At 50.2% G+C, this 24,172-nt stretch carries 20 protein-coding genes and 2 riboswitches; of the genes, 16 read left to right on the top strand and 4 right to left on the bottom strand.

From position 1 onward, the window contains the following. The first annotated feature begins 5 nt into the window (after nucleotides 1-5). The 13 genes from B4H10_RS08500 to B4H10_RS08440 all read left to right on the top strand — a co-directional run bounded on the left by B4H10_RS08500 (nucleotide 6) and on the right by B4H10_RS08440 (nucleotide 15,629). The gene (locus tag B4H10_RS08500) at nucleotides 6-692 is read left to right on the top strand and encodes a YidC/Oxa1 family membrane protein insertase (RefSeq protein ID WP_369814267.1); all 687 of its coding nucleotides are present in this window, start codon (nucleotides 6-8) and stop codon (nucleotides 690-692) included. Continuing rightward, complete coding sequence (gene jag, locus B4H10_RS08495) at nucleotides 689-1,540, top strand: RNA-binding cell elongation regulator Jag/EloR (RefSeq protein WP_059076230.1); 852 nt, start codon at nucleotides 689-691, stop codon at nucleotides 1,538-1,540. The genes B4H10_RS08500 and jag overlap by 4 nt, the downstream gene beginning before the upstream one ends. 127 nt (nucleotides 1,541-1,667) lie before the next feature. After that, nucleotides 1,668-3,047: a tRNA uridine-5-carboxymethylaminomethyl(34) synthesis GTPase MnmE gene (gene mnmE, locus B4H10_RS08490; RefSeq protein ID WP_059076231.1), complete on the top strand. Its 1,380-nt coding sequence runs from the start codon at nucleotides 1,668-1,670 to the stop codon at nucleotides 3,045-3,047. A gap of 41 nt (nucleotides 3,048-3,088) precedes the next feature. Continuing rightward, nucleotides 3,089-4,975 carry a tRNA uridine-5-carboxymethylaminomethyl(34) synthesis enzyme MnmG gene (mnmG, locus tag B4H10_RS08485; RefSeq protein WP_059076232.1) on the top strand — a complete coding sequence of 629 codons (1,887 nt, stop codon included), beginning with the start codon at nucleotides 3,089-3,091 and terminating at the stop codon, nucleotides 4,973-4,975. Next, nucleotides 4,962-5,675 (top strand): 16S rRNA (guanine(527)-N(7))-methyltransferase RsmG, encoded by a 714-nt coding sequence (rsmG, locus tag B4H10_RS08480; protein WP_292017675.1) that lies wholly within the window; start codon nucleotides 4,962-4,964, stop codon nucleotides 5,673-5,675. Before mnmG ends, rsmG begins: the two co-directional genes overlap by 14 nt. Nucleotides 5,676-5,701: 26 nt before the next feature. Then, on the top strand, nucleotides 5,702-6,754 hold the full coding sequence (locus tag B4H10_RS08475) for a D-alanyl-D-alanine carboxypeptidase family protein (RefSeq protein ID WP_292017674.1): 1,053 nt from the start codon (nucleotides 5,702-5,704) through the stop codon (nucleotides 6,752-6,754). 59 nt (nucleotides 6,755-6,813) lie between these two features. Then, nucleotides 6,814-6,900, top strand: a riboswitch (ZMP/ZTP riboswitch). A 79-nt stretch (nucleotides 6,901-6,979) separates the two neighbouring features. Beyond that, on the top strand, nucleotides 6,980-8,266 hold the full coding sequence (locus tag B4H10_RS08470) for an L-lactate MFS transporter (RefSeq protein WP_292018636.1): 1,287 nt from the start codon (nucleotides 6,980-6,982) through the stop codon (nucleotides 8,264-8,266). A gap of 236 nt (nucleotides 8,267-8,502) precedes the next feature. Continuing rightward, complete coding sequence (locus tag B4H10_RS08465) at nucleotides 8,503-9,267, top strand: DeoR/GlpR family DNA-binding transcription regulator (protein WP_059076236.1); 765 nt, start codon at nucleotides 8,503-8,505, stop codon at nucleotides 9,265-9,267. Next, nucleotides 9,264-10,169 (top strand): 1-phosphofructokinase, encoded by a 906-nt coding sequence (gene pfkB, locus B4H10_RS08460; RefSeq protein WP_292017673.1) that lies wholly within the window; start codon nucleotides 9,264-9,266, stop codon nucleotides 10,167-10,169. The genes B4H10_RS08465 and pfkB overlap by 4 nt, the downstream gene beginning before the upstream one ends. A 35-nt stretch (nucleotides 10,170-10,204) precedes the next feature. Beyond that, nucleotides 10,205-12,178, top strand: a complete 1,974-nt coding sequence (locus tag B4H10_RS08455) for a PTS fructose transporter subunit IIABC (RefSeq protein WP_059076380.1) — start codon at nucleotides 10,205-10,207, stop codon at nucleotides 12,176-12,178. Nucleotides 12,179-12,244: 66 nt separating this feature from the next. Further along, on the top strand, nucleotides 12,245-12,502 hold the full coding sequence (locus B4H10_RS08450) for an HPr family phosphocarrier protein (protein ID WP_292018635.1): 258 nt from the start codon (nucleotides 12,245-12,247) through the stop codon (nucleotides 12,500-12,502). A 62-nt stretch (nucleotides 12,503-12,564) separates the two neighbouring features. After that, the gene (gene ptsP / locus B4H10_RS08445) at nucleotides 12,565-14,196 is read left to right on the top strand and encodes a phosphoenolpyruvate--protein phosphotransferase (protein WP_292018634.1); all 1,632 of its coding nucleotides are present in this window, start codon (nucleotides 12,565-12,567) and stop codon (nucleotides 14,194-14,196) included. Nucleotides 14,197-14,287: 91 nt separating this feature from the next. Continuing rightward, a riboswitch (cobalamin riboswitch) is annotated at nucleotides 14,288-14,465 on the top strand. Between the two features lie 126 nt (nucleotides 14,466-14,591). Beyond that, complete coding sequence (locus B4H10_RS08440; RefSeq protein ID WP_395754073.1) at nucleotides 14,592-15,629, top strand: sirohydrochlorin cobaltochelatase; 1,038 nt, start codon at nucleotides 14,592-14,594, stop codon at nucleotides 15,627-15,629. 275 nt (nucleotides 15,630-15,904) lie between these two features. On the opposite strand, the gene B4H10_RS08435 is transcribed toward B4H10_RS08440, so the two are convergent. Beyond that, a complete protein-coding gene (locus B4H10_RS08435; protein WP_113855163.1) occupies nucleotides 15,905-16,858 on the bottom strand; it encodes a LysR family transcriptional regulator in 954 nt (317 codons plus the stop codon). A 159-nt stretch (nucleotides 16,859-17,017) separates the two neighbouring features. Between B4H10_RS08435 and B4H10_RS08430 the strand changes: the two genes are divergently transcribed. Together B4H10_RS08430 and B4H10_RS08425 are read left to right on the top strand one after the other, a co-directional pair. Continuing rightward, complete coding sequence (locus B4H10_RS08430) at nucleotides 17,018-18,271, top strand: NAD(P)-dependent malic enzyme (RefSeq protein WP_292018633.1); 1,254 nt, start codon at nucleotides 17,018-17,020, stop codon at nucleotides 18,269-18,271. Between the two features lie 219 nt (nucleotides 18,272-18,490). After that, nucleotides 18,491-19,297, top strand: coding sequence for a basic amino acid ABC transporter substrate-binding protein (locus B4H10_RS08425; protein ID WP_059076243.1), 807 nt, complete (start codon nucleotides 18,491-18,493; stop codon nucleotides 19,295-19,297). 83 nt (nucleotides 19,298-19,380) lie between these two features. Here B4H10_RS08425 and B4H10_RS08420 read toward each other — a convergent pair whose 3' ends face one another. The 3 genes from B4H10_RS08420 to B4H10_RS08410 all read right to left on the bottom strand — a co-directional run bounded on the left by B4H10_RS08420 (nucleotide 19,381) and on the right by B4H10_RS08410 (nucleotide 23,350). After that, nucleotides 19,381-20,787, bottom strand: coding sequence for a sodium:solute symporter family protein (locus B4H10_RS08420; RefSeq protein ID WP_170087335.1), 1,407 nt, complete (start codon nucleotides 20,785-20,787; stop codon nucleotides 19,381-19,383). A 250-nt stretch (nucleotides 20,788-21,037) separates the two neighbouring features. Continuing rightward, entirely contained in the window at nucleotides 21,038-22,183 is a 1,146-nt protein-coding gene (locus tag B4H10_RS08415; protein WP_240937112.1) for a hypothetical protein, read from the bottom strand. Nucleotides 22,184-22,243: 60 nt separating this feature from the next. Next, complete coding sequence (locus B4H10_RS08410; protein ID WP_059076245.1) at nucleotides 22,244-23,350, bottom strand: pyridoxal phosphate-dependent aminotransferase; 1,107 nt, start codon at nucleotides 23,348-23,350, stop codon at nucleotides 22,244-22,246. A gap of 322 nt (nucleotides 23,351-23,672) precedes the next feature. Here B4H10_RS08410 and B4H10_RS08405 point away from each other — a divergent pair. Beyond that, the coding region (locus B4H10_RS08405) for a DUF6803 family protein (RefSeq protein ID WP_292018632.1) at nucleotides 23,673-24,172 on the top strand (500 nt) is incomplete at its 3' end.

The following is a 24,172-nucleotide window of genomic DNA, read 5'->3' as shown; positions in this document are numbered from 1 at the left end:
GAGTATTGAGTTTTTTTAGCGGAATCATGGACGTGCTGTCTGGCATTATGTCCGTTTTTCTCGATTACTGCTACCAGTTTACCCATATGGTCGGGTATCCGAGTTATGGCATTGCCATCATTTTGCTGACGGTTATCATCAAGCTGATACTGGCGCCTCTGACGGCTAAACAAATCCGTTCTATGGAAGGCATGCAGAAAATTCAGCCGAAAGTCAAGGAATTACAGAAAAAGTATAAGGGCGACCAAAGAAAAATGCAGATGGCCCTGCAGAAATTGTATAAAGAAGAAAAAGTCAGTCCGTTTTCAGGCTGTCTGCCTATCCTTATCCAGATGCCGTTCCTTATTTCCATATTTTATGCCCTGCGTGAATATCCCTATGATGAAGCATACAAGAGTTTTCTCTGGATGCCCAGTCTCGGCGATGCCGATCCTACTTATATTCTGCCTATTCTTTCAGCTATCTCCACTTTTGCTATCCAGAAACAGATGAGCGGTGCCCAGGTAGCGATGAATGAAGCCCAGGCCAAACAGCAGAAAATCATGCAGATTGTCATGCCTCTTTTCATTGGCTGGATCAGCATCAGTTTCCCCAGTGGCCTTGTCATTTACTGGGTTGTATCCAACGTATTCCAGTGGCTGCAGCAGATCATCATGTTCCGCGGCAAAAAGAAAGGAGCTGCTAACGCATGAATCATGTAGAAGCGACAGGAAAAACGATAGAAGATGCTGTCCGTTCCGGTCTGGTACAGCTGGGATTGACCCGTGATGAAGTGACGGTAGAAGTGCTGGCCGAACCGAAAAGCGGCTTTCTCGGCATTGGCAGCAAGCCTGCCGTCGTCCGCGTGACAGCCAAAGAAGAAGCAGAACACGTGCTGCAGCGGCAGCAGGAAGATGTGCGCAAGGCAGAAGAAGCAGAAAAACAGACCGCCGCTACGGAAACAAAAGCAGTGGCAGAACCACAGTCTGCGTCTGAACCAGCTGCTGATCCGGCCGAACCGGAAACAGCTAGTCCTGCCGATGACGGGGAAGATTCCGTAACAGATTCTCCTGCAGAAGAATCAGCAGATTCCGTAGAAGATTTTACCGCTGAAGAAGCGGCTGCCAAAGCACGGGAATTTCTCCAGGAAGTCCTGAAGAATATGGGCATGCAGGTCATGATTGAAAAAATGATCAAGCCGGACAAAATTATCCTTCATCTCCATGGAAAAAATCTCGGTATCCTCATTGGCAAACATGGACAGACGCTGGATGCACTCCAGTATCTTACCAATCTGACAACCAATCAGGGAAAAGAAACGCGGCATTTCATCATGCTCGACGTCGAAAATTACCGCCACCGCCGGGAAGAAACGCTGAAGCAGCTGGCTTTGCGCCTTTCTGGACGGGTGAAAAAGAAAGGTGATAAAGTCGTCCTGGAACCGATGAACGGCTATGAACGGAAAATTATCCACGTAGCACTTCAGGACGCCGAACATGTCCGTACGGAAAGTGAAGGTCAGGATCCGTACCGTCATGTCGTCATTTATTACGCTGAATAAGGCTAACGGAGCAAGTGACCAGTGGTCAGTGTCAGTTGGTTAGTGAATCTTTCACGGACCGCTGGTATCTGGCCATTTTTGTTATCTGACCGGTCCGCCTGTAGTCCTGTCAGAAAGGAGTGTTTGTATGTACGATACGGCAGATACCATTGCGGCGATTACGACACCGCTGGGAGAAAGCGGTATCGGTGCAATCCGTATCAGCGGACCCGATGCCTATGCTGTAGGAGATAAAATATTTAAAAGTAAATCGGCAGTTCCCCTGAAGGAACGCCGTGATCGTTCTATTCAGTACGGGACTATTGTCGATGAAAATGGGACCTGTATCGATGAAGTCCTGGCCCTTATCATGAAAGGCCCTCACTCCTATACGGCAGAAGACGTATTGGAAATCCAGTGCCATGGCGGCCGGGAAGCATTGGAATCTATCTTGCAGCTCATATTGCGCAGTGGTGCCCGCATGGCCAATCCCGGTGAATTTACGGAACGGGCCTTTGTCAATGGCCGTATCGACCTGGCCCAGGCTGAGGCCGTCATGGATGTGATTCAGGCTAAAAGCAGGGCCGGTCTCACCAGTGCTGTAAGCCAGCTGGAGGGCCGGCTCTCCAAGGTCATCAATAAGACCCGCAAAGAACTGACCGAGCTGGTGACGCGGCTGGAAGTCATGATTGATTATCCGGAAGAAGATCTGGAAGATATTGCTGTGCCGGACGTATCCGGTGCTTTGCAGGAAATGCAGGAAAAACTGCAGCATATGCTGGAAGAATCCCAGAACGGGCGCATGATCCGCGACGGCGTCATGGCCGCTATTGCCGGTACGCCCAATGCCGGTAAGTCGAGTCTCCTGAACCGTCTTCTTCAGGAAGAACGGGCCATCGTTACGGACGTGCCGGGTACGACACGGGATGTATTAGAAGAATGGATTACCCTGCGCGGCGTTCCCGTATGCCTCGTCGATACAGCCGGTATCAGGGAAACGGATGATACAGTCGAAAAAATTGGCGTCAGCCGGGCCCGTCGGTATCTGGACCAGGCAGACATCATCCTGGCTGTCATAGATGGTTCCCGTCCCCTTACGGATGAAGACAAAGATATCCTCCAGTCTGCGGCAGATAAAAATGTCATTATTGTCCTAAATAAGACGGATCTGCCGTCTGTCATGACCAGCCAGGACCTGAGCACCTATGGCTTCCCAATCTGCCCCATTTCGGCCAGTACCGGGGACGGTCTGGAAGAGTTGAAGGACAGACTCCTGCAGGAAGTGCTGAAAGGCGGCTTTACCGATGGCCCCAGCGCTCTTCTGACCAATACCCGCCATATAGAACTGGTACGGCAGAGTGCAGAAGCTCTGGAACGGGCACGGCAGTCGTTGCAGGATGGAATGCCTCTGGATTGTGCTGTCATCGATATCCGTCAGGCGTGGGATACGCTGGGCTCGATTACAGGCGATACGGTTCACGATGATATTGTTGAAGAAATATTCAGCCGGTTCTGTCTGGGTAAATGATAAATAGATTGCAAATGTATTGCGAAAGGGAAGGAAATTCCATGTATGTAGTAGATACGTATGATGTTATCGTCATCGGTGCCGGCCATGCCGGCTGTGAAGCAGCCCTTGCCAGTGCCCGTCTGGGTGCCAGAACCTTGATGGCGACATTGAATCTTGATAATATTGCTCTTATGCCCTGTAATCCTGCTGTAGGAGGGCCGGGAAAGAGCCACCTCGTACGGGAAATCGATGCCCTGGGTGGCCAGATGGGAATCAATACGGACCTGACGTGCCTGCAGATGCGTATGCTCAATACGGGCAAGGGGCCAGCCGTATATTCCCTGCGTGCCCAGTCAGATAAAAAACTGTATCAGATGACCATGACAAAAACACTGGAAAATCAGGATCATCTCGATGTCAAGCAGCTCATGATTACGGACCTCCTTACAAAAGACGGAAAAGTAACCGGCGTACAGACCGAACTGGGGGAAGTCTATGGCGCATCCTGTGTCATCCTGGCGACCGGGACATATCTGAAAGGTAAAATCATCATCGGCGAATGCACCTATTCCGGAGGTCCTATCGGCCAGCGCTCGGCAGAAGATCTGTCCGGGTCGCTGATAAAAGCAGGATTGAAACTCATGCGTTTCAAGACGGGGACACCAGCCCGGGTAGACCGGCGTACGCTTCGTACGGATGAAATGGCTGTGCAGGAAGGTGATACGGATGGTCATGCCTTTTCGTTCCTGTCAGAACGGAAAAACCGGAATAAAGAATGCTGCTGGCTGACGTTTACCAACGAAAAAACGCACAAAATTATCCGCGATAATCTTGACCGGGCACCCATGTGCAATGGCATCATACAAGGTATCGGTCCCCGGTACTGCCCTTCCATTGAATCAAAAATCGTCCGCTTCGCCGATAAAAAGCGGCATCAGCTCTTTATCGAACCAGAAGGACAATCTACGGAAGAAATGTACGTCCAGGGCATGAGTACCAGTATGCCTATCGATGTCCAATACGAATTCCTGCGCACCATTCCCGGGCTGGAAGATGTGAAAATCATGCGGCCCGGATATGCTATTGAATATGACTGCCTCGACCCGTTGCAGCTGACACCGTCCCTGGAAACGAAAAAAGTGAGCGGCCTGTTTTCTGCCGGCCAGTCCAATGGTACCAGCGGCTATGAAGAAGCAGCAGCCCAGGGCCTGATTGCCGGTATCAATGCTGCCCGCAAGGTGCAGGGAAAAAATCCTTTTATCCTTACCCGTTCGGAAGCGTATATTGGCGTACTCATTGACGATTTGGTTACGAAAGGAACGCAGGAACCATATCGCATGATGACCAGCCGCAGTGAATACCGCCTCGTCCTCCGTCAGGATAATGCCGATCTGCGTCTGACCCAGAAAGGCTATGATATCGGTCTGGTCAGTCAGGAACGGTACGACGTATTTTGTGCCAAAAAGAAAGCTATTGCTGATGGCATCGCCGCTTTGCGATCCATTTCCATTACACCGAGCAAAGCGATGGCGGAAAAACTGGATGCTCTCGGCACGGCTCCGGTCCATACGGGCATAACGGCCTATGAATTACTGCGCCGTCAGGATCTGTCGTATGACAAACTGTGCCAGACTTTTGATCTTCCCGAACTGGATGCCGATGTCAAAGAAGAAATCGAAATCATGATCAAGTACGAAGGATATATTGGCCGCCAGATGGAACAAGTAGAAAAAATGAACCGTCTGGAACAAAAACTCATGCCGGACGACATTGTGTATGCCGATATTGATACGCTGTCCGGTGAAGCGCGGCAGAAACTTGATGAAATCCGGCCCCGGTCGCTTGGGCAGGCCAGCCGTATTTCCGGCGTTTCTCCGGCAGATATTACGGCCCTTCTCATTTATCTGGAACAGTATCAGCGGGAGGGCGGCCATGTTTCAAAATGACCTCATCCATGCTATGGAAGCTATGGGACTTGTACTGGAAGACTATCAGATACGACAGTTCTGCCGGTTTGAAGAACTGCTCCTGGAAACGAATAAAGTCATGAATCTGACAGCCATTACCGATCCGGGTGAAGTAGCAGTCAAACACATGGCTGACAGCTTGTCCTGTTATGATGAAAGGTATTTTCCAAAGGATGCCTCCCTGCTGGATCTCGGTACGGGTGCCGGTTTTCCCGGTATTCCCCTGGCTATTTTCCGGCCGGATCTTACGGTGACTTTTTTTGATTCCCTGCAGAAGCGATTGAACTTCCTGAATGAAGTATGCCGGGAAACGGGCCTCCGGAAGGTGGCGTTCCTTCACGGGCGGGCTGAAGAAATGGCCCATCAGGAAGCATACCGGGAACAGTTTGATCTGGTGACCAGCCGGGCGGTGGCCCGCCTTTCCATTCTCTGTGAATGGGCGCTGCCTTACGTGCGGAACAATGGCTTATTCATTGCTCTTAAAGGAGCGCAATATGAGGAAGAAATCAAAGAGGCTTCCAATGCCCTGCGCATATTGGGAGGGACACTGGAAGAAGTCCGCCCGGTAACGCTTCCCGGGCTTTCCGATAAACGGGCGGTCCTCTATATCCGCAAGAGTGGCACGAGTCCGGCTAAATACCCGCGCAAACCCAAAATGGCGGCAAAACATCCATTATAAAATAAAAACTTCAGGAGAAAGGGTGTATGATTATGTCTTTGAAAACGTCTATAGCTGTCGTCCTGGCAGCCTGCTTTACGATGTTCAGTGCATCGGCACTGGCAGAAGAACCGCAGATCGATGCTCAGTCAGCCTGCGTCATCGATTCTGCGACGGGCAATGAACTGTATGCCAAAAATGCAGATCAGCGCATGTATCCTGGCGGTACGACTATGATGATGACCAGCATCCTTGGCGTCGAATCGGGAAAACTCGATACGGTCATGACCGTATCCGATGCATCCCAGCAGCTGGCCGGCGATGTGAGCCGTCTCGGCATTTATCCCGGTGACAAGGTGACGTTGCGCAATGCCCTGACGGGCATGATGACGGTCGGGGGCTGTGATGTGGCATATGATGCGGCTGTTACGGTTTCGCCGTCTCTGGACAGCTTTGTTCAGTCTATGAATGAAAAAGCGGCATCTATTGGGGCCAGTCATACGCACTTCACCAATCCGGCCGGACTTCCTGATGAAAATCATTATTCTACGGCGAGAGACCTGGCAAAAATTGGCGCCTATGCCATGAAATCAGCCGATTTCCGGGGACTCGTCAATCATGCTTCCTTTGACATGCCCTATGCAGACAGTGGTACGAAGCATTGCGAAACGACGAATGAATTTCTCACCAGCGGTTTTGCGGGAGCTGACGGCATCAAGACCGGTGCGACTAACGATGGCGGCCCTTGTCTGGTAGCTTCTGCTACGCGTAATGGTCATACCCTGGTTGCGTCCATACTCAACAGCGGTGACCGTGCTGGTGATGCGGCAGCTCTCCTGACCTATGGCTTTGAACGCCTGTCGGCCCCAGAAGCTGCTGTAAAGAATGTAACGACGGCAACGACGGCGACAGCTGCCGAAAAAGCAGCGGTTACCGCTTCCCAGGCTGTAACACAGACTGGCCGTGCATCTAATGCACCGGCTGATGCCGATGAAGCCTATGTCCTGCGCGATGCGCCGGCAGGACAGACCTTATCCCAGATAGCAGCCCAGCAGAAACAGGCGGCCCGGATTGCTGCGGAAAATCAGAATGAAAAATAAGACAGGCTCCCTATTGACAGACAGATGTTTCCTGATATAATGAAAGAATATCAAGAAAATATGCGATGCAGGCCTGACGGAATCAAGTGGAATAACCACGTGGACTGTATCGTTTAGAAAAAGCGCCGACCGTCTGGGCAAAGATATGAAAATATGCTTTGGCCAGCCGGCCGGTGCTTTTTTTGCACTCTCTTTGCCGGCCGACCGCAAAGGAGAGATGGATTCATGAAAAAGAACCGTTGGCTTATTGCGTTGTCTGCTATGGGCATCCACATCTGCATTGGCAGTGTCTATGCCTGGAGTGTCCTTACCCGTCCTATCATGCAGGCTATGGGATTTTCTCTCAAAGATACGACGTGGACCTTTTCCCTGGCTATTTTGTTTTTAGGACTGTCTGCTGGTTTTCTCGGCAGCTTCGTCCAGAAAATCGGACCCCGTAAGTCGGGTCTGCTGGCCATGACCTTTTTCTGCAGTGGCATGTTCGGCACGGCTGCAGCGTTATATTTCCACAGCCTGCCTCTGTTATATCTCTTCTACGGAGTCATTGGCGGTATTGGTCTGGGAACAGGTTACATCACTCCCGTTTCGACACTGGTCAAATGGTTCCCGGACAACCGTGGCTTTGCGACGGGCCTGGCTATCATGGGATTTGGTTTTGCCAGTATGATTGCCGGTCCGGTCATGCAGCTTTTGGTCCAGCATCTGGGCCTGATTCCCAATTTTCTCATCCTGGGCACGGTATATATGGTCATCATGACGGCTTCTTCTCTGTATCTGGCTCCACCCAAACCGGGAGAAGTCCCCGTTTCCGATGCGGCTCTTCGCAAAGCCGGTTCCTGCCATACGCCGGTCTATGCCGATGCCATGCCTCAGTTTAGCGTAAAAAAAGCGATGAAGACGTGGCAGCTCTATACTATCTGGTGGCTCTTCTTTACCAATATTACCTGTGGCATTGCTCTTCTGGCTGTCGCCTCTCCTATGGCTCAGGAAGTCGTCGGCATGTCGCCGATGGCAGCGGCTTCGATGGTCGGCATAATCGGATTCATGAACGGCGCCGGCCGCATTGCCTGGGCTACTGTTTCCGATTACCTGGGCCGTTCTATGACCTATGTCCTGTTCTTTACTATTGAAATCCTGGCATTCTGGCAGCTGTCCCATGTCACGGGAGCTTTCAGTTTCCAGATACTCGTCCTGCTCATCATTACCTGTTATGGTGGCGGTTTCTCCTGCATGCCGGCCTACCTTTCCGATCTTTTTGGGACGCGGGAACTGAGTGCCATCCACGGCCGGATCCTGACGGCCTGGGGAGCTGCTGGCGTTGCTGGTCCCCTGGTCCTGTCGCTCATTAAGGAAACGACCAACAGTTATGCCATTACACTGCAGTTCTTCTCTGGCTGTTTCGTACTGGCTCTGGCCATTATGCTCTTCCTCAAATACAAGACGCGTCATGGTATTGTTACCAGCGACAATGCTGTAGCAGCCAGTGTACAGAAAGAACACAGCATGCAGTAACAGATGTAAATTTTTCAAATAGTTTTTATAAAGGCGAAAAGCATATCAGAAAACGGTTGTCACATGAAATAGTTGCTTCGTGTGGCAGCCGTTTTTTCTATTACCTTCTAGTATAAATGAACGGAAATGATTGCTATTTCAATATAATGATTGAACGTGATTGAAAATGAATGAAAATGTTTGTATAATACGGGGTATAAAAAGTAATTCTGATTGTACAGAGGTAGGTGATATATGTGCTGACAGAAGAACGACAAGATGAGATGGTACGGCTGGTAACGGCCGGCGGTTCTGTTTCCGTACAGGAACTGGTTGATTATTTTCAGGTTTCTGAAGCGACGGTGCGGCGTGATTTGTCGGTCCTGAACCGGGACGGCCGGCTTCGCCGTGTTCATGGCGGGGCAACGGCACTGCCTTCTGAAGAAGGGGTGTATGAAGCCAATATGGAAGAACTGGAACATAAGTATTCTCTCCATATGACGGAAAAACGGCGCATAGCCCAGTATGCTGCTTCCTGCGTGACTGATAGCGATTTTGTGTATCTTGATGCGGGATCGACGGTGGAACAGATGGCAGATTTTCTGACAGGGTCAGGGGCATCCTTTCTGACCAACAGCCTGCCCCTGGCACAAAAACTGGCCCGGAATGGCATATCTGTCCATATGCTGCCAGGCCATGTAAGGGGAACGACTGCATCCGTCGTCGGCAGTGAACTCCTTCAGGCACTGGCGCAGTATCATTTTACCTATGGCTTTTTTGGTACCAATGGTATCAGCCTGGAAGAAGGTTGTACGACGCCGGACGCAGAAGAAGCTGCTGCCAAGGCCGCGGCCTTTTCCCAGTGCCGGCGGGCCTATATACTGGCGGATGGCAGCAAATTCGGCCTGGCTTCCCATATTACATTTGCGCCTCTTACAGGCGTGTCAGTCATAACGGCACGGAGCAGCCGGGATGTCGATTTTGCTCCTTATAAGAAATTGACGGAGGTGCATGTGCTTTGATTTATACCGTTACCTTTAATCCTTCTCTAGATTATGTCGTTCACATGAAAAAATTTGCCGCTAGTGCCATTAACCGGGCTGAAAAGGAAACGATTTATCCCGGTGGCAAGGGCATCAACGTAGCGCTTGTCCTGGGAAATCTCCACATACCGGCACGGATGCTGGGCTTTATGGCCGGATTTACGGGGCAGGAAATTGAACGGCTCTGTGAAGAAAACGGAGGCGATTGTGATTTCATCCGTCTGGACAAGGGGTATTCCCGTATCAATATGAAAATCAGTGCGGAAGAAGAAACGGCTGTCAACGGAATGGGGCCGGTTATTCCGAAGGATAAACTGAAACAGCTCATGAAACAAATTGAAGCTCTGGATGAAGGAGACACGCTGGTACTGGCCGGCAGCATTCCTTCTACTCTTCCGGGCGATATGTATGAACAAATCCTGAAACGCATGGAATTTCGCCATATCCGCACGGTTGTCGATGCCACCGGTGACTTGCTGCGCAACGTCATTGCCTACCGGCCGTTTCTCATCAAGCCCAATCAGGATGAATTGGGTGAACTCTTCAGTGTTGTCCTGCACAGGGATGAAGAAATCATCATGTGTGCCAAACGGCTCCAGACCATGGGAGCACGCAATGTCCTCGTTTCTCTCGGCGGTGACGGGGCCCTGCTTCTCGGTGAAGATGGAAAGATCTACCGCCGTCCGTCTCCCCAGGGCCGGCTGGTGAATTCCGTCGGTGCCGGTGACAGCATGGTAGCCGGTTTCCTGGCTGGTTTTGAAGCATCTGGCGGCAGTCTGGAAGAAGCGCTGAAATGGGGGATTGCTGCCGGCAGTGCTACAGCGTTCCAGGACTGGCTTGCTGGCGAAAAGGAAATAAAGAAATTGTATAAAACACTGTGACCGATGTGCGTTTTCTGGAAAGCGAGGAAAATTCCGTGCGTATTGCAGACTTATTAAAAAAAGAAAGTATTGATTTGCAGGCCCGGGCTGCTGATAAAGCCGGGGCTATCGATCATCTCGTGGGACTGATGGAAAAGGGCGGTCATCTGAAAGATACGGCAGCCTACAAGGCCTGTGTCCTTGCCCGGGAAGAAGAAGGCAGTACGGGAATCGGTGAAGGCATAGCGATTCCCCACGCCAAGACCGACGCCGTAGCGACGCCAGGCCTGGCGTCGATGATTGTCCGTCAGGGCGTCGATTACGAAAGCCTCGATGATGAACCGGCCTATTTGTTCTTCATGATTGCAGCCCCTGCCGGTGGTGCCAATATTCATCTGGAAGTTCTGAGCCGCCTTTCCCGGATGCTCATGGATGATGATTTCCGGGAAAAACTGATGCAGGCTGCATCGGCTGATGAATACCTGCAGATCATCACCGATGCCGAAACGGCCCAGCTGGCTGAAGACGCAGCTGAAGCGGCGGCTGAAGAAACTGCTGTAGACGGCAATGCCGTATCCGATGATGTGACAGATACGGAAACGCAATCTGCCGCACCAGATGCCGGACGCCCTTATGTCATCGGCGTTACGGCCTGCCCGACCGGCATTGCCCATACCTATATGGCAGCGGAAGCACTGGAACAGAAGGCTGCTGAAATGGGTGTCGATATCAAGATTGAAACGAACGGTTCCGGCGGTGTCAAGCATCACCTGACGGCGGATGATATCCGCCGTGCTGCCGGTGTCATCGTCGCTGCCGATAAAGACGTACCGGTGGAACGGTTTGATGGCAAACGCGTCCTCTTCGTCAAAGTGGCGGCAGGAATCAAAGAGCCGCAGGCTCTCATCCGGCAGGTCCTGGACGGGACACCGCCTGTATTCCATGGTACGGCTTCTGAGTCGGAAGCGGTAACAGAGGCGGAAAGCGGCGAAAGTACAGGCCGTCAGATATATAAGCATCTGATGAACGGCGTATCCCACATGCTGCCCTTCGTCATTGGCGGCGGGATTCTCATTGCCCTGGCATTTCTTTTCGATATGGGTAATGCCGGTACGGCCCAGTTTGGTACAGGAACTCCTCTTTCGGCATTCCTGAAAAACGTCGGCGGACTGGCATTCAGTATGATGATGCCTATCCTGGCCGGTTATATTGCTGCCAGTATCGGTGAACGGCCGGCTCTCATGCCGGGTATCGTCGGCGGCTTCCTGGCGACGACTGGTGGTTCTGGTTTCTTCGGGGCCCTCTTTGCCGGATTTATTGCCGGGTATCTCATCATCCTGCTGAAAAAAATATTTTCCCATCTTCCCCAGGCGTTGGAAGGGACTAAGCCGATTCTCATCTACCCCGTACTGGGACTGGTCCTCATCGGCCTTATCATGACGTATATCATTAATCCTCCGACATCGGTGTTCAATCACTGGCTGGCAGATACGCTCTCATCTATGACGACATCCAGCCGCATCATCCTAGGCCTTGTCCTGGGTGGTATGATGTCAATCGATTTCGGCGGTCCTATCAATAAAGCGGCGTATGTTTTTGGTACGGCATCCCTTATGGACGCATCTGGTGCGGCCGTCAGCTCGGGCATCATGGCATCGGTCATGATCGGTGGCATGGTGCCACCCATTGCGATTTCCCTTTCCATGCTGCTCTTCAAGAAAAAATTTACGCCGAAAGAACGGCAGTCTACGATTACCAACTTTATCATGGGACTGTCCTTCATTACAGAAGGAGCTATTCCCTTTGCCGCGTCGGATCCGTTGCACATTATTCCGCCCTGCGCTATCGGATCTGCTGCAGCTGGTGCCCTTTCCATGCTTTTCGGATGTACCGTACCGGCACCGCACGGTGGCATCTTCGTCTTCGGCGTCGTCACCAACTGGCCTATGTATTTTGCATCTTTGGCAGCCGGCGCTGTCATTGCAGCCGTCATCATGGGGATTATCCGCAAAAAACGCCCCCAGTCGTAACGGTTGCCATACTAATGAACATAGAGTAAACTAAACCATAGGATTTCATACAGAGGAGGAATTATCATGAAAGAATTTACTTACACCATTACCGATCCCCAGGGTATCCATGCCCGCCCGGCAGGACTGCTGGTTAAAGAAGCCAAGAAATATGCCTCGTCCCTGACGATTGCCAAAGGCAGTAAAAAAGGCAATTTGAAGAAAATCTTCACCGTCATGGGTCTGGGTGTCAAACAGGGTGAAAGCATAACAGTTCAGGCAGATGGTGCCGATGAAGAAGCAGCAGCTTCTGCTATGGAAACATTTTTCAAAGAAAATTTCTAATGTATGAGGCGGGGAGGACTGCATGGGCAATCCTCCCTTGCCATAACCGGGAGGTGTAAGTCATGCTGACCCTTAAAGGAAAAAGCGTAAGTTCCGGCATCACCATCGGACCGCTGGCACTATTTCACCGCAATACGATTTCTACAGCCGTCCGGCCTATTGACGATGCCGAGGCGGAAGTCAGCCGCTTTCAGGCGGCCCGCGCTGCGTCAATCAGCCAGCTCCAGTCTCTGTATGAAAAGGCTGTAGAAAAAGTTGGTGAAGAACAGGCTGCCGTGTTTGAAGTGCATCAGATGATGCTCGATGATGACGATTATGTCGATGACATCGTATCCCAGATACGGGATGAAAAACTCAACGCCGAAGCCGCTGTAGAACATACGGCACAGAATTTCGCTGCCATGTTCCGTGGCATGGATGATGCTTATATGCAGGCCCGTGCTGCCGATGTCCTGGATATTTCCCGCCGTGTCGAACGGGAATTATGCGGCGGTGAAGGAATTGACTTCAGCGCATACGATCAGGTCATCATCGCCGCTGATGATCTGGCTCCCAGTGAGACATTGCAACTCGATACGGACAAAATCCTGGGATTTGTCACATCCGGTGGCAGTACCAATTCCCATACGGCTATCCTGGCCCGTACACTGGGCATCGCTGCCATTGTCAGCACCGGTACCCAGCTGCATAATGACGTCGATGGCAAAACGGCTATCGTCGATGGGATGACGGGTACAGTGTACATTGACCCTGATGAAGAAACACTGGAACGCATGAAGAAACGGCAGGATTCAGAAATCCGGCGCCGGCAGGAATTGGAATCGGTACGCGGAACCGAATCGATAACCCGTGATGGCCGCCACATTGATGTCTATGCCAATATTGGAAATCCTGACAATCTGCCCCAGGTCCTTTCAAATGATGCCGAAGGAATCGGCCTGTTCCGCAGTGAGTTCCTCTATCTGGGACGGAATACCTATCCGACAGAAGAAGAACAGTTTGAAGCCTATAAAAAGACGGCCCAGACGATGGCAGGAAAAAAAGTCATCATCCGTACTCTCGATATCGGTGCTGATAAAAAAGTCGATTATTTCAATCTGGCCCCGGAAGAAAATCCTGCCATGGGCATGCGGGCCATCCGTATCTGCCTGACCCGGCCGGAGTTGTTCCGGACGCAGTTACGGGCACTCTGCCGGGCATCGGCCTTTGGTACCATTGCCGTCATGTTCCCCATGATTATTTCTACCGGTGAAGTGCGCCGTGCCAAGGCAATCCTCCAGGATGTACAGCGTGAACTGGATGAACAGGGCATGAAATACGATCCTCATATGGAAGTGGGCATCATGATCGAAACGCCGGCTGCGGCCGTCATGAGTGATGAACTGGCTAAGGAAGTGGATTTCTTTAGTATCGGATCCAATGACCTGACCCAGTATACACTGGCTATCGACCGCCAGCAGACTCAGCTCGATGCGTTCTTCGATGCCCATCACCCGGCCGTGCTTCGTCTTATCGGACAGACCATTGCCAACGGCCATAAGGAAGGAATCTGGGTCGGCATCTGCGGGGAACTCGGTGCAGACCTTGCGCTGACGGAGACATTCCTGCGCATGGGCGTCGATGAATTGTCTGTCAGCCCTCCGGCCGTACTGCCCCTCCGGGAAAAAATCCGGTCTCTTGATTTGAAGAAATAAGTACTGTATATGAGAAATTCCACGGCTGTCATGATATATATTCAGTATGGGTTAATTGACAGATAGTAATGGATTGTGGTAGAGTAAAATTAGTTTAATATGCAGGTCAGGTGTCGCAAGACTCAATAGAAAAGCCGGTAGAAGCCGGCGCGGTCCCGCCGCTGTGAGGAAGAGCGATGCTGCAATGATGTCACTGTACGATTCGTATGGGAAGGCGCAGCAAAGCCATGAAGCCAAGCCAGAAGAACTGCCTGACTGATAATCACCGATGGACCTGCGAGCGATGGGAATGGAGATTATAATGCGAATTGGCGCATCAATAAGCCGCAAGGATATCCTTGCGGCTTTTGCATATTAAGGCAGGCCGTTTGTATATTTCTTAAGGAGTGATGGATATGTTCGGTAAGAAACTGAAGACAGTATTGATGTTATCCCTGGCTATTACGGCATTCGGGACTTTTACGGGTATGCCGGCCCAGGCCTCGTATACCCTGAATCCGGAAGTCAAAGATGCGACACCGGCTCTCAAACAGGCCGCAGAAATAGGCGTACGTACGTATAATAACCCGGCTATGCAGGATGCGGCCAATAAAGATGCCATTGTCGTCATGAGTTTTGGTACGACATTTAAAGACAGCCGTAAGGCAACGATTGAAAAAACGGTGGCCGATATCCAGGCTGCCCATCCGGATACGAAAGTCGTCCTGGCCTTCACCTCTCATATTATCGTCGATCGCATCAAAGCCAATGAAGGTCTGGAAATTCCTACACCGGAAAAAGCCATGGCAGACCTCAAAGCCCAGGGATATACGCGGGTGGCCCTGACATCTCTCGATGTCATCCCCGGTATGGAGTACGCCTACGATACGGCTATTTACGACATGTATAAAAAGGATTTCAAAAAAATGACGATGGGTACGTCTCTTCTCTACTGGATGGGACAGGAAAACCAGCGCGACGATGTCAGTGAATTCGTGCAGGCTCTTTCTACACAGTTCCCGAAAATGGGCGAAAAAGACGCCGTCCTGGTTATGGCCCACGGCACGCCCCATCCGGCCAATGCCTACTATTCTGTCTTGCAGAACCGGATTGACGAAGCCCATCTCGGCAATGTCTACGTTTACTCCGTCGAAGGCTGGCCTCATCTGGATACGGTCATTCCTATGCTGAAGGCTAAGGGTATCCAGCACGTGACACTCATGCCCATGATGATGGTCGCCGGCGACCATGCCAACAATGATATGGCCGGTGCTGACGCCGATTCCCACAAGAGTATCCTGGAAAAAGAAGGATTCAAAGTCACACCCTATATTCATGGCCTCGGTGAAAATACAGCCGTGCGCAAGATGTTCGTAGAACGGGCCAATGAAGCCTGGGATGCCCTGGAAAAAGACAACGGAATTCCGGCAAAATCCCATATGATGCGCCATTAAAAAATTAATATACATGTAAAATCCGGGACTGTCGTTATGGGCAGCCCCGGTTTTTACGATTTTAAATGAAACGTGTTAATGTCATATTTCATACCATGCCCAAGTCAAATTATAATCTGAGCATTTTTGATGAAACCTGTGAAGAAACGGCAGCACGGCTTTATATGAGCCGTACGACGTTGTGGAGATTATTGCATAAAAAAGATGGTGTAACAAAATAAATTTTTAAGCTTGCTTTATTACGGCCACTCCTTTGTATGATTCTTTATGATTTTTTACCCTGCTCTCTTCCCCGCACTGGCTGTCCGTTGGGCTTCCTGATGGATGATGTCTATGACGGCCCGCGTTGCCTGGGAGAGATACCGGCCTTTTTTATAGGCGATGGCGACGTTCCAGTCTGGCGTATACTGGCGCAGCGTGTAGTAACGGGGCTGGGCGGGCAGGCGGCTGTAGATAGACCGGCCTTGCGGGATGATTGTCGCTCCTACGCCGACAGAGGCCAGGGTAAGGGCTGTTACCATATCGTTGGATTCCAGGACGACAGGCGGCGAAATAGCGGCTTTCTGGGTAAATTCATAGAAATTCTGACGCAGTTTCTGCCCTTCCTTGATGACAATGAATGGCTCATTACCCAGCAGATGGTAATCAAAGGCGGGATATTGGGAAAAAGGTACAGTGCGGGCCTGGTTTTCATAGTGCCGTGCCTGCTCTTCCGGCAGGGCCAGGAGCAGTTCTTCCCGGAACAGTTCTTCATAAGCAAGGCCGGCATGGAAGAACGGGTGGAGTACAATAGAAAAATCCGTCCTCCCTTCGAGGGCATCTTCTTCCAGTTCCCGCGTCGTTCCTTCCGACAGCTGGATATGGATATGAGGATACGTTTTGTGCAGCTGCGGAAATACGGCGGCCAGAATGGTGGCACTGCGGTAATAGGAGCTGCCGATGCGTACGGTACCGCTTACGGTCTGCTGCAGGTCCTGGATGCGGCTATCACGTTCGCGGTAGATTTCCCGCACTTTTTCTTCTGCTGTGAGATAAATCCGCCCTGCTTCTGTCAGGATGACACCACTTCCGCGGCGTTCAAACAGCGTTGTCCCCATATGTTTTTCAATCCTGCGTATAAACTGGCTCAGTGAAGGCTGGGAGATAAATAATTTTTCCGCAGCCGTTGAGAAACTGCCTGTTTCGGCTATTTTCGTGATATATTCCCATTCCCGTGAATTGCTATGCATGATGTCACCCCTTCGTATTTGTAGTATAAGTCACATGCTATAGATTCTATAATTTTAAAAGACTTTGACTTATAGATAAATCCATTATAAGATAGGCATGTACAGGAAACAAGAAATAAAAATTAGTGTGGTTATGTTCAATACAATGAGGTGAATGTCATGAATTTTGATGAAGCTGCAATGAAGGTACGCCGTGGCAAAAAGGGCATTATTGAAACGATGCCCCGTGCCGTTTTGAAAACCCGCAATGATCTGAGTACACTCTATACGCCGGGTGTAGCCCAGCCGTGCCGGGAAATCGTCAAGAATAAAGACCTTTCCTTTGATCTGACCTGCCGGGGCAATATGATTGCCGTCGTATCCGATGGCACCCGTGTCCTGGGCCTTGGCGATATCGGACCAGAAGCGGCCATGCCGGTCATGGAAGGAAAATCTGTCCTGTTCAAAGTATTCGGTGGTGTCAATGCCGTTCCTATCTGCCTGGATACGAAGGACCCAAAGAAATTTATTGAAACGGTCAAACTGCTTCAGCCCTCCTTTGCCGGTATCAACCTGGAAGATATTGCTTCACCGAAATGCTATGAAATTGAAAATACATTGAAAAAAGAAATGGACATCCCCGTATTCCATGACGACCAGCACGGTACAGCCATTGCTGCCCTCTCCGGTGCCATCGGAGCTTTCCGCTGCGTCGGCAAAGATTTGAAGACGGCAAAAATCGTCATCAACGGTGCCGGTGCTGCCGGGGCTTCCATCGGCCGTCTCCTCGTCCGGGCCGGTGCTCAGAATGTGACTATGGTAGACCGCTGTGGCGCCCTCTATGAAGGTATGGACGGCCTCAATCCCGTACAGGCGGAACTAGCCGCCGTGACGAACCGGGATAAGGTACAGGGAACACTGGCAGATGTCGTAAAAGGGGCGGACATGCTCCTCGGCGTATCGGCTCCCCATATCTTTACGAAAGAAATCATCCAGTCCATGAATCACGATGCCATCGTCTTTGCTATGGCCAATCCTATCCCGGAAACGGATTATGATTCTGCCAAAGCAGCCGGTGCCCGTGTCGTCGGAACAGGCCGGTCTGATTCACCGAACCAGATCAATAACGTTCTCGTATTCCCCGGCATATTCCGCGGTGCCCTGGCCGTACGGGCACGGCATATCAATGAAGACATGAAAGTAGCTGCCGCCTATGCGATTGCCGGCCTCATCAGTGATGACGAACTTACTGATGAATATGTCATTCCCGATGCGTTTGACCAGCGCGTTGCCCCGGCTGTAGCCGCGGCTGTTGCCAAAGCTGCCATGGAAACCGGGTCGGCCCGTATCCAGCGTGATCCTGAAGATATCCGCCATGAAGCGGCTGAACAGATTGCTGCATTGCATGATATGATTGACAAACTGCACGGCTAAGGCATATCTTATATATTCCTGCATAAAAAATAATAGTACTGTATAAAAAGAGTTATCGTTTCCGTCTTTGCCTGACAATAGGCATGCTCAGAGACCGGGTTAGTTTGCGATAACTCTTTTTTATGCAAATATTTTGTATAAACCATTTACAATCGCCGTAATAATGTGTATAATATCAAAATCAACACAAATTTTTATTCATATGTGGAGGGATATATCATGAAATGGAAAACGATGATGACAGCTTGTCTGGCAGGCATCCTGGCCGTATCGGTACTGGCAGGATGTGGCAGCGAAAAGAAAGAAGATGCGAAGAAACCGCTCCGCGTTGCGACGAATGCTACCTTTGTTCCCTTTGAGTTCAAAGAAAACGATGAATCCAAGGAATATCAGGGCTTTGAAATGGATCTGCTCCGGGCTGTTGCCAAAGAAATGGGCAGGGACGTAGAAATCAATAATATTGCTTTTTCCGGCATTATCCCCATCCTGCAGCAGGGAGATATGGATATTGCTGCTGCCGGTATGACCGTGACAAAAGAACGGGCCCAGAAAGTCAATTTCTCTGCTCCCTTCTATGAATCTAAATTAGTCATCCTGACGCCTAATGAAAGCGGCATTGATTCAGCAGACGCCATTGCAGGTAAACAGGTTGCCGTCCAGATTGGCACGACTGGTGCCCAGTATGCAGAAAATCAGGGATATACGGTCAAACAGTTTGACAATAATTCCGATGTCATCATGGAACTTCAGGTAGGCGGATCGCCGGCGGCTATCCTCGATAAACCCGTCGCCGATTATTTCCTCACCCAGGACGGAAAAGGCAAATTCAAAGTCATCGAAATTCCGAATACAAAATCGGAATACCTGGCCTTTGCCTTTAATAAAAAGGATACTGAATTGATGAAAAAGGTCAACGATGCCATGGCAAAATTGAAAGAAAAAGGCGAATTCCAGAAATTGTATAAAAAATGGTTTAATACCGATATGCCGGATTTGCCGAAATCGGGAGACGATGCTTTGAAATAAGATGCAGATATAGCAGGGACCTGACACATGAATCTATCCAGCTTCATGTGTCAGGTCCTTTTTGTATGGTGGCATAGGATAAATTATTTTTTTACTTCTGGTGTCCGGATTGGCCTTTTGTCAATCAGCCACACCAGGAAAAAGGTGATCAGGCATATTAGCCATTCAAAATAAATGACGTGAGGCAGGAATCGGATCTGCGGGCATAGCTGCCACAGGAATAATCCGATGATACCTACCAAAGTAGTGGCAAAAGCCGTATTTTTCCGGCACAGAGATGGACAGAACATAGTGGCCAGAAAAACCAGTGTAAAGGCCGTCGTAAGAGACAAACCGATAAGCATGATTTTGACGATGCCGACGGCATTGAAGGCCAGCCAGAGTGTTCCAGCCCCGATAATCAGGATGATGAGACGATTGGCCCGGACATATCCTTTTTCAGAGATAGACGGATTGAAAAAACGTTTGTAAATATCCTGGGCTACGAGAGTACCGGCCCCAAGCAGAATTGTACAGGCGGTTGATACATCGGCGGCCCAGAGTGCGGCCAGGGTCATTCCGGAAGAAAACGGGTCCAGACTCATGATAATCTGTGGCAGAGCCATGGTTGGATTCAGACCCGGAAACTGGGCTTTGGCAGCCAGACCCAGGATGGCAGACAGGAAGCCGACAGGAAAAATGAGCAGGCCGCCCAGGATAAATCCTTTACGGGCCGCTGTGGCATTTTTAGCGCCACAGGCAATCTGGACCGGCCCCTGGGCAGTAATGGCCTGGGTAGTCATGACAATGATCCAGCCCAGGAGTACGGCCAGAGACAGTCCGCCAAAAGGACTGAACCAGTCAAAATCAGAAGGGGGAAGTGCGGCATTGATACCGGATATGCCGCCATCCCGCAATAGGATACGTATCATGGAATAAACGATGCCGGCATAGATAATAGCGACACTGAGCACATTGGAAAGGCCGCTCGACCATAGACCACCGATGGCAGTGATGCCGATGAAGACGATGGCACTAGTAATCATCCCGCCATGAAGAGAAAAGATATCTGGCATGAGCGCGTGCAGTATAGATCCGCCGGCGACATACTGGAGAGATGTAATGCATATCATGATCAGAGACAGGCCGATGACACTGATGACACGGGCTTTTTTATCATAACACCGTTCGAAGAGTTCCGGGATGGTCGTGCAGTCCAGTGAACGGTATCTGCCGGCAGCGACGATCCCCATAATGATGGCACCGATGGACCAGGCTCCATTATACCAGCCGGCTGACAACCCGATCTTTGTGGCACTTTCGGCGACACCTACCGTGGAAGCAGCTCCGACGGCCATACCGGTGATACTGACAGCGACGAGCCCTGCAGAAAACTTGCGGCCGGCAAACAGGTATTCTGTTGGATTCTGTCCGGCCCGGCGTTTTACATACAAAGAAATACCAAATAATAGCAGGATGTACAAAATAACGATACTGAGCTGAATTGACATGAAAAACTCCCCTCTTTCCTGCCGGGCAGTACGGTTTCCCCCTGTAGCTGCCGGTATTGATATATGGATTCATTGTATGGGAAAATGAATAAAAAATCAATTCATTCAGGTGAAAGAGTTTGTTATACCTGCTTTACGTATTTAAAGGCATCTGCCTGCAGAAACTCATAGGTAATATAAAACAGGTCCCTCCTATGACAACAGGATAGTCATGGGAGGGACCCGTTTATGATGTGATGGATATAGCCGGTTAATTATCTGAATCTTCCCGTTCCAGGCCGATTTCTTTATCTTTCATGAAATATACTTTGATGAAGACGACAATGATCATGATGATGCCGACCTGTCCCAGAAGTGGATACAGGAAGCCAATCAGTTTGCCGAAACCAATCTGTGCACCGAAAAATGCGACGATGCCCAGAATGACGGAGACGGCCATTTTGGCGGTTTTATTGGGAAGCCATTGTTCCAGTTTGTTGATGACGACCCAGAACATAGGAGCGCCGGTACTGTAAATACCCATAAGAAGGATAATCGAAAAGACGGCTGCCAGCGCCGGAGCGAACTGCTGGGCCAGGAACAGATTAGGAACCTGCAGCTTGGCGACCTGTTCCGGGAAGCAGAGCATGGCAGCCGTCATGAGGCCGCCGGCCAACATGAGGGCGACGCCGCCTATGAAGCCGCCGAGAAATGCTTCTTTGCGGTTATTGGCCTTGCCGCCCAGCCCGGTCAGGAACGGGATAGAGCCAAATACCATGCAGGATGCATAAAGGACGCCACTGAACCAGGCGGAATCCAGGAAGGCGTACTTGGCGAACCACCAGGATTTAGTGGCACGCAGGTCATACAGGACTTCCCAGTTCTGTGCCCAGCCGCCATGGAAGCTGATGAGCGTCATGAGGCCGATGCCCAGTGTAAAGACGATGATGACAGGACCGATGGCACCGATGATATCGGCCAGCTTCATCAGTCCCAGCATGACCGTAAGGACGCAGAGAGCGGCCATGAAGACACGGCCGGCATCGGCAGGAATGCCTACGAATTCAGAAGCAATGGCTCCTGTTCCGGCAATCATGATAGAGACGACTGAAAACAGGAACAGGACAGTCACCCATTCTAAGATGGTTCCTACATATTTTCCACAATAATAACGAAAAGCCTGGGTGTGATATTTTAATTTTAAATCATAGCCCTTTTGCATCAGTGCGCCACCAAAAAATGCAAATATGAGCATACTGATGGCTGCGCCAATGAAACCGTCCGGTCCGTACGCGCCAAAGAACTGCAGGACTTCCTGTCCTGTAGCATAGCCAGAACCTATCATAAAAGCACAATAGGCACCGGCAAAAATAATAATGTTTTTCAAACTTGTCTTGCCTGTCTTATTGATATCCAATGTTTTTTCCCCCAGTTTTATTTAAATTTGGACAGGATCCGGCCATAGGTATCCCCCACCCTATGCCTGGAGCTCGCTTTCTATAGCGGCAATACGTGTAAGCAGCGGTTTTACATCATCGGGGACGCGCAGACGGACGTGGCGTTTTCCGATTCCTTCAAAATCGACACCATATTCGACGCGGATGCCATGTTTCCAGAATATGGCGCCCAAGTCCGTATCGGCATCTGTGTAATACAGTCCGATAGGCACATCGGGGCGTGTTTTTGAAACATGCAGGACGTGCAGACTATCTATGAGGGCTTTTTTATTGTTTGCAATGGTTTCTCTGGACATTTTCAAAAAGCCCGGATCTTGAAGCACAATGGGAATCAGTTTGTCTGCTGGTGTCGTGATGGTCATTTCGCCGGGATCTTTAGCCAGGACCGGGACCATTGCCTTAGGCAGGACTATGTAACCGGCACGGAGTGCACCCAGTCCGAATCCTTTGGAAAAGGTACGGGCGATGACCAGATTGTCATAGTCGTTGATGAGCGAAACGGCCGATTCTTCTTTTTCAAGAAAATCGCCGTAGGCTTCGTCGATGACGACGACAATTTCTTTTTCTCGTGCCGCGTCGAGAATACGGCGGATGTCAGCCAGCGGTAGTGCCTGCCCTGTCGGATTATTGGGATTGTCGATATAAGCCAGCCGCTGACCTGGTTTCAGTGCCGCAATATAGCGGTCTGTGTCAAAGGCGAATTTCTCTTCTTCTTTCAGCGGGACGGATACGATGGCTGCTCCGCAGGAGCGGGCATTGGACGTATACGACGAGAAACACGGCATCGGTGCTACAACAGTCGTCCCTTCTTCCAGAAAGATACTGTTGATGCGGCACAAGGCACTCATAGATCCGCTTTGCATGGATATCTGGGATATGTCCAGATCGGCGATATCTGAAAAATACTGGCAGATATGGCGGCGGGTTTCCGTAAAAGGATGGGCCGGATACGAATGAAGCAGATCGAACGTATCGGCATAGGCTTCTTTTGTCAGAGTCGGTGTAACACCGCAGGGATTGACTCCCAGTGAGCAATCGATGATATCCTTTTCCAGAGATGTGCCTTCATCTTTCAAATAACTGTATACGGTCACGTTTTCCAGAGCGTGACGGATATGGTAATGCATGGTATCACCTCCATAATATATTCAGCTGATACTTATACTGATAATGAGTACAAACAGCCTATAATAACCCTATTCTACCGTTATGGGACGGGTTTGTAAAGCGATTCTCAAGGCATTAGACAGGCCATCAGAATTAAAACGTTTTACTCGTGGGCGGTATAGCTGAGGTGCATCTGGCAGGTAATTTAGATGTTGATACAGAAAATTTGTTTCACGTGAAACAAATAAATTTTTTTATCTTCATAGTTTCTTCATACTTTCTACATGATTTCTCTATATGCATCGTGTATAGTATGGATATGTTCAAAAGGAGGAATAATATATGACTATGGTAATGACTCACTACATGGAGCTGTTGTCTCTGCACCAGCCCTGGTTTTTAATTTTATTTATGCTCGTACCGATGGTACTGGCAGAAACGATTCTCGCTTCCGGCGCTTTTTCTCTGTTGTACAAAGACGGACGCAGTGCCAAGTGGGATTCTCTCAGTCATGTTTGTGGATTGGTCCTTGGTATTTTCTTTATCTGTGCATCTGTTTACATCGTGGCCTGCTATGTCCCCACGATTGAATGGAGAGGCCCGATTGATTACATTTCTATCTGGTCTTATGTACTGGCCATTATTCCGGCCGTATTGATTCTGCTCCAGGAATTGGGAATTATCTATAAAAAGCTGGATAACACCATGAAAATCAAACGTCATATTGTGCTCATGATACTCTTTGTCTTATTCACTCACCTGGCTATGGTATTCGGCATGGCCGATCCCCAGCTGGCAGGATATCAGCCGCCTATGAATACGATGAACATGCAACAGGGCAG

Origin of the sequence: Megasphaera sp. UBA4382 (assembly GCF_002391155.1) — a bacterium.
Taxonomy (GTDB): domain Bacteria; phylum Bacillota; class Negativicutes; order Veillonellales; family Megasphaeraceae; genus Megasphaera; species Megasphaera hexanoica.
This window is presented reverse-complemented; position numbering and strand designations above follow the sequence as displayed.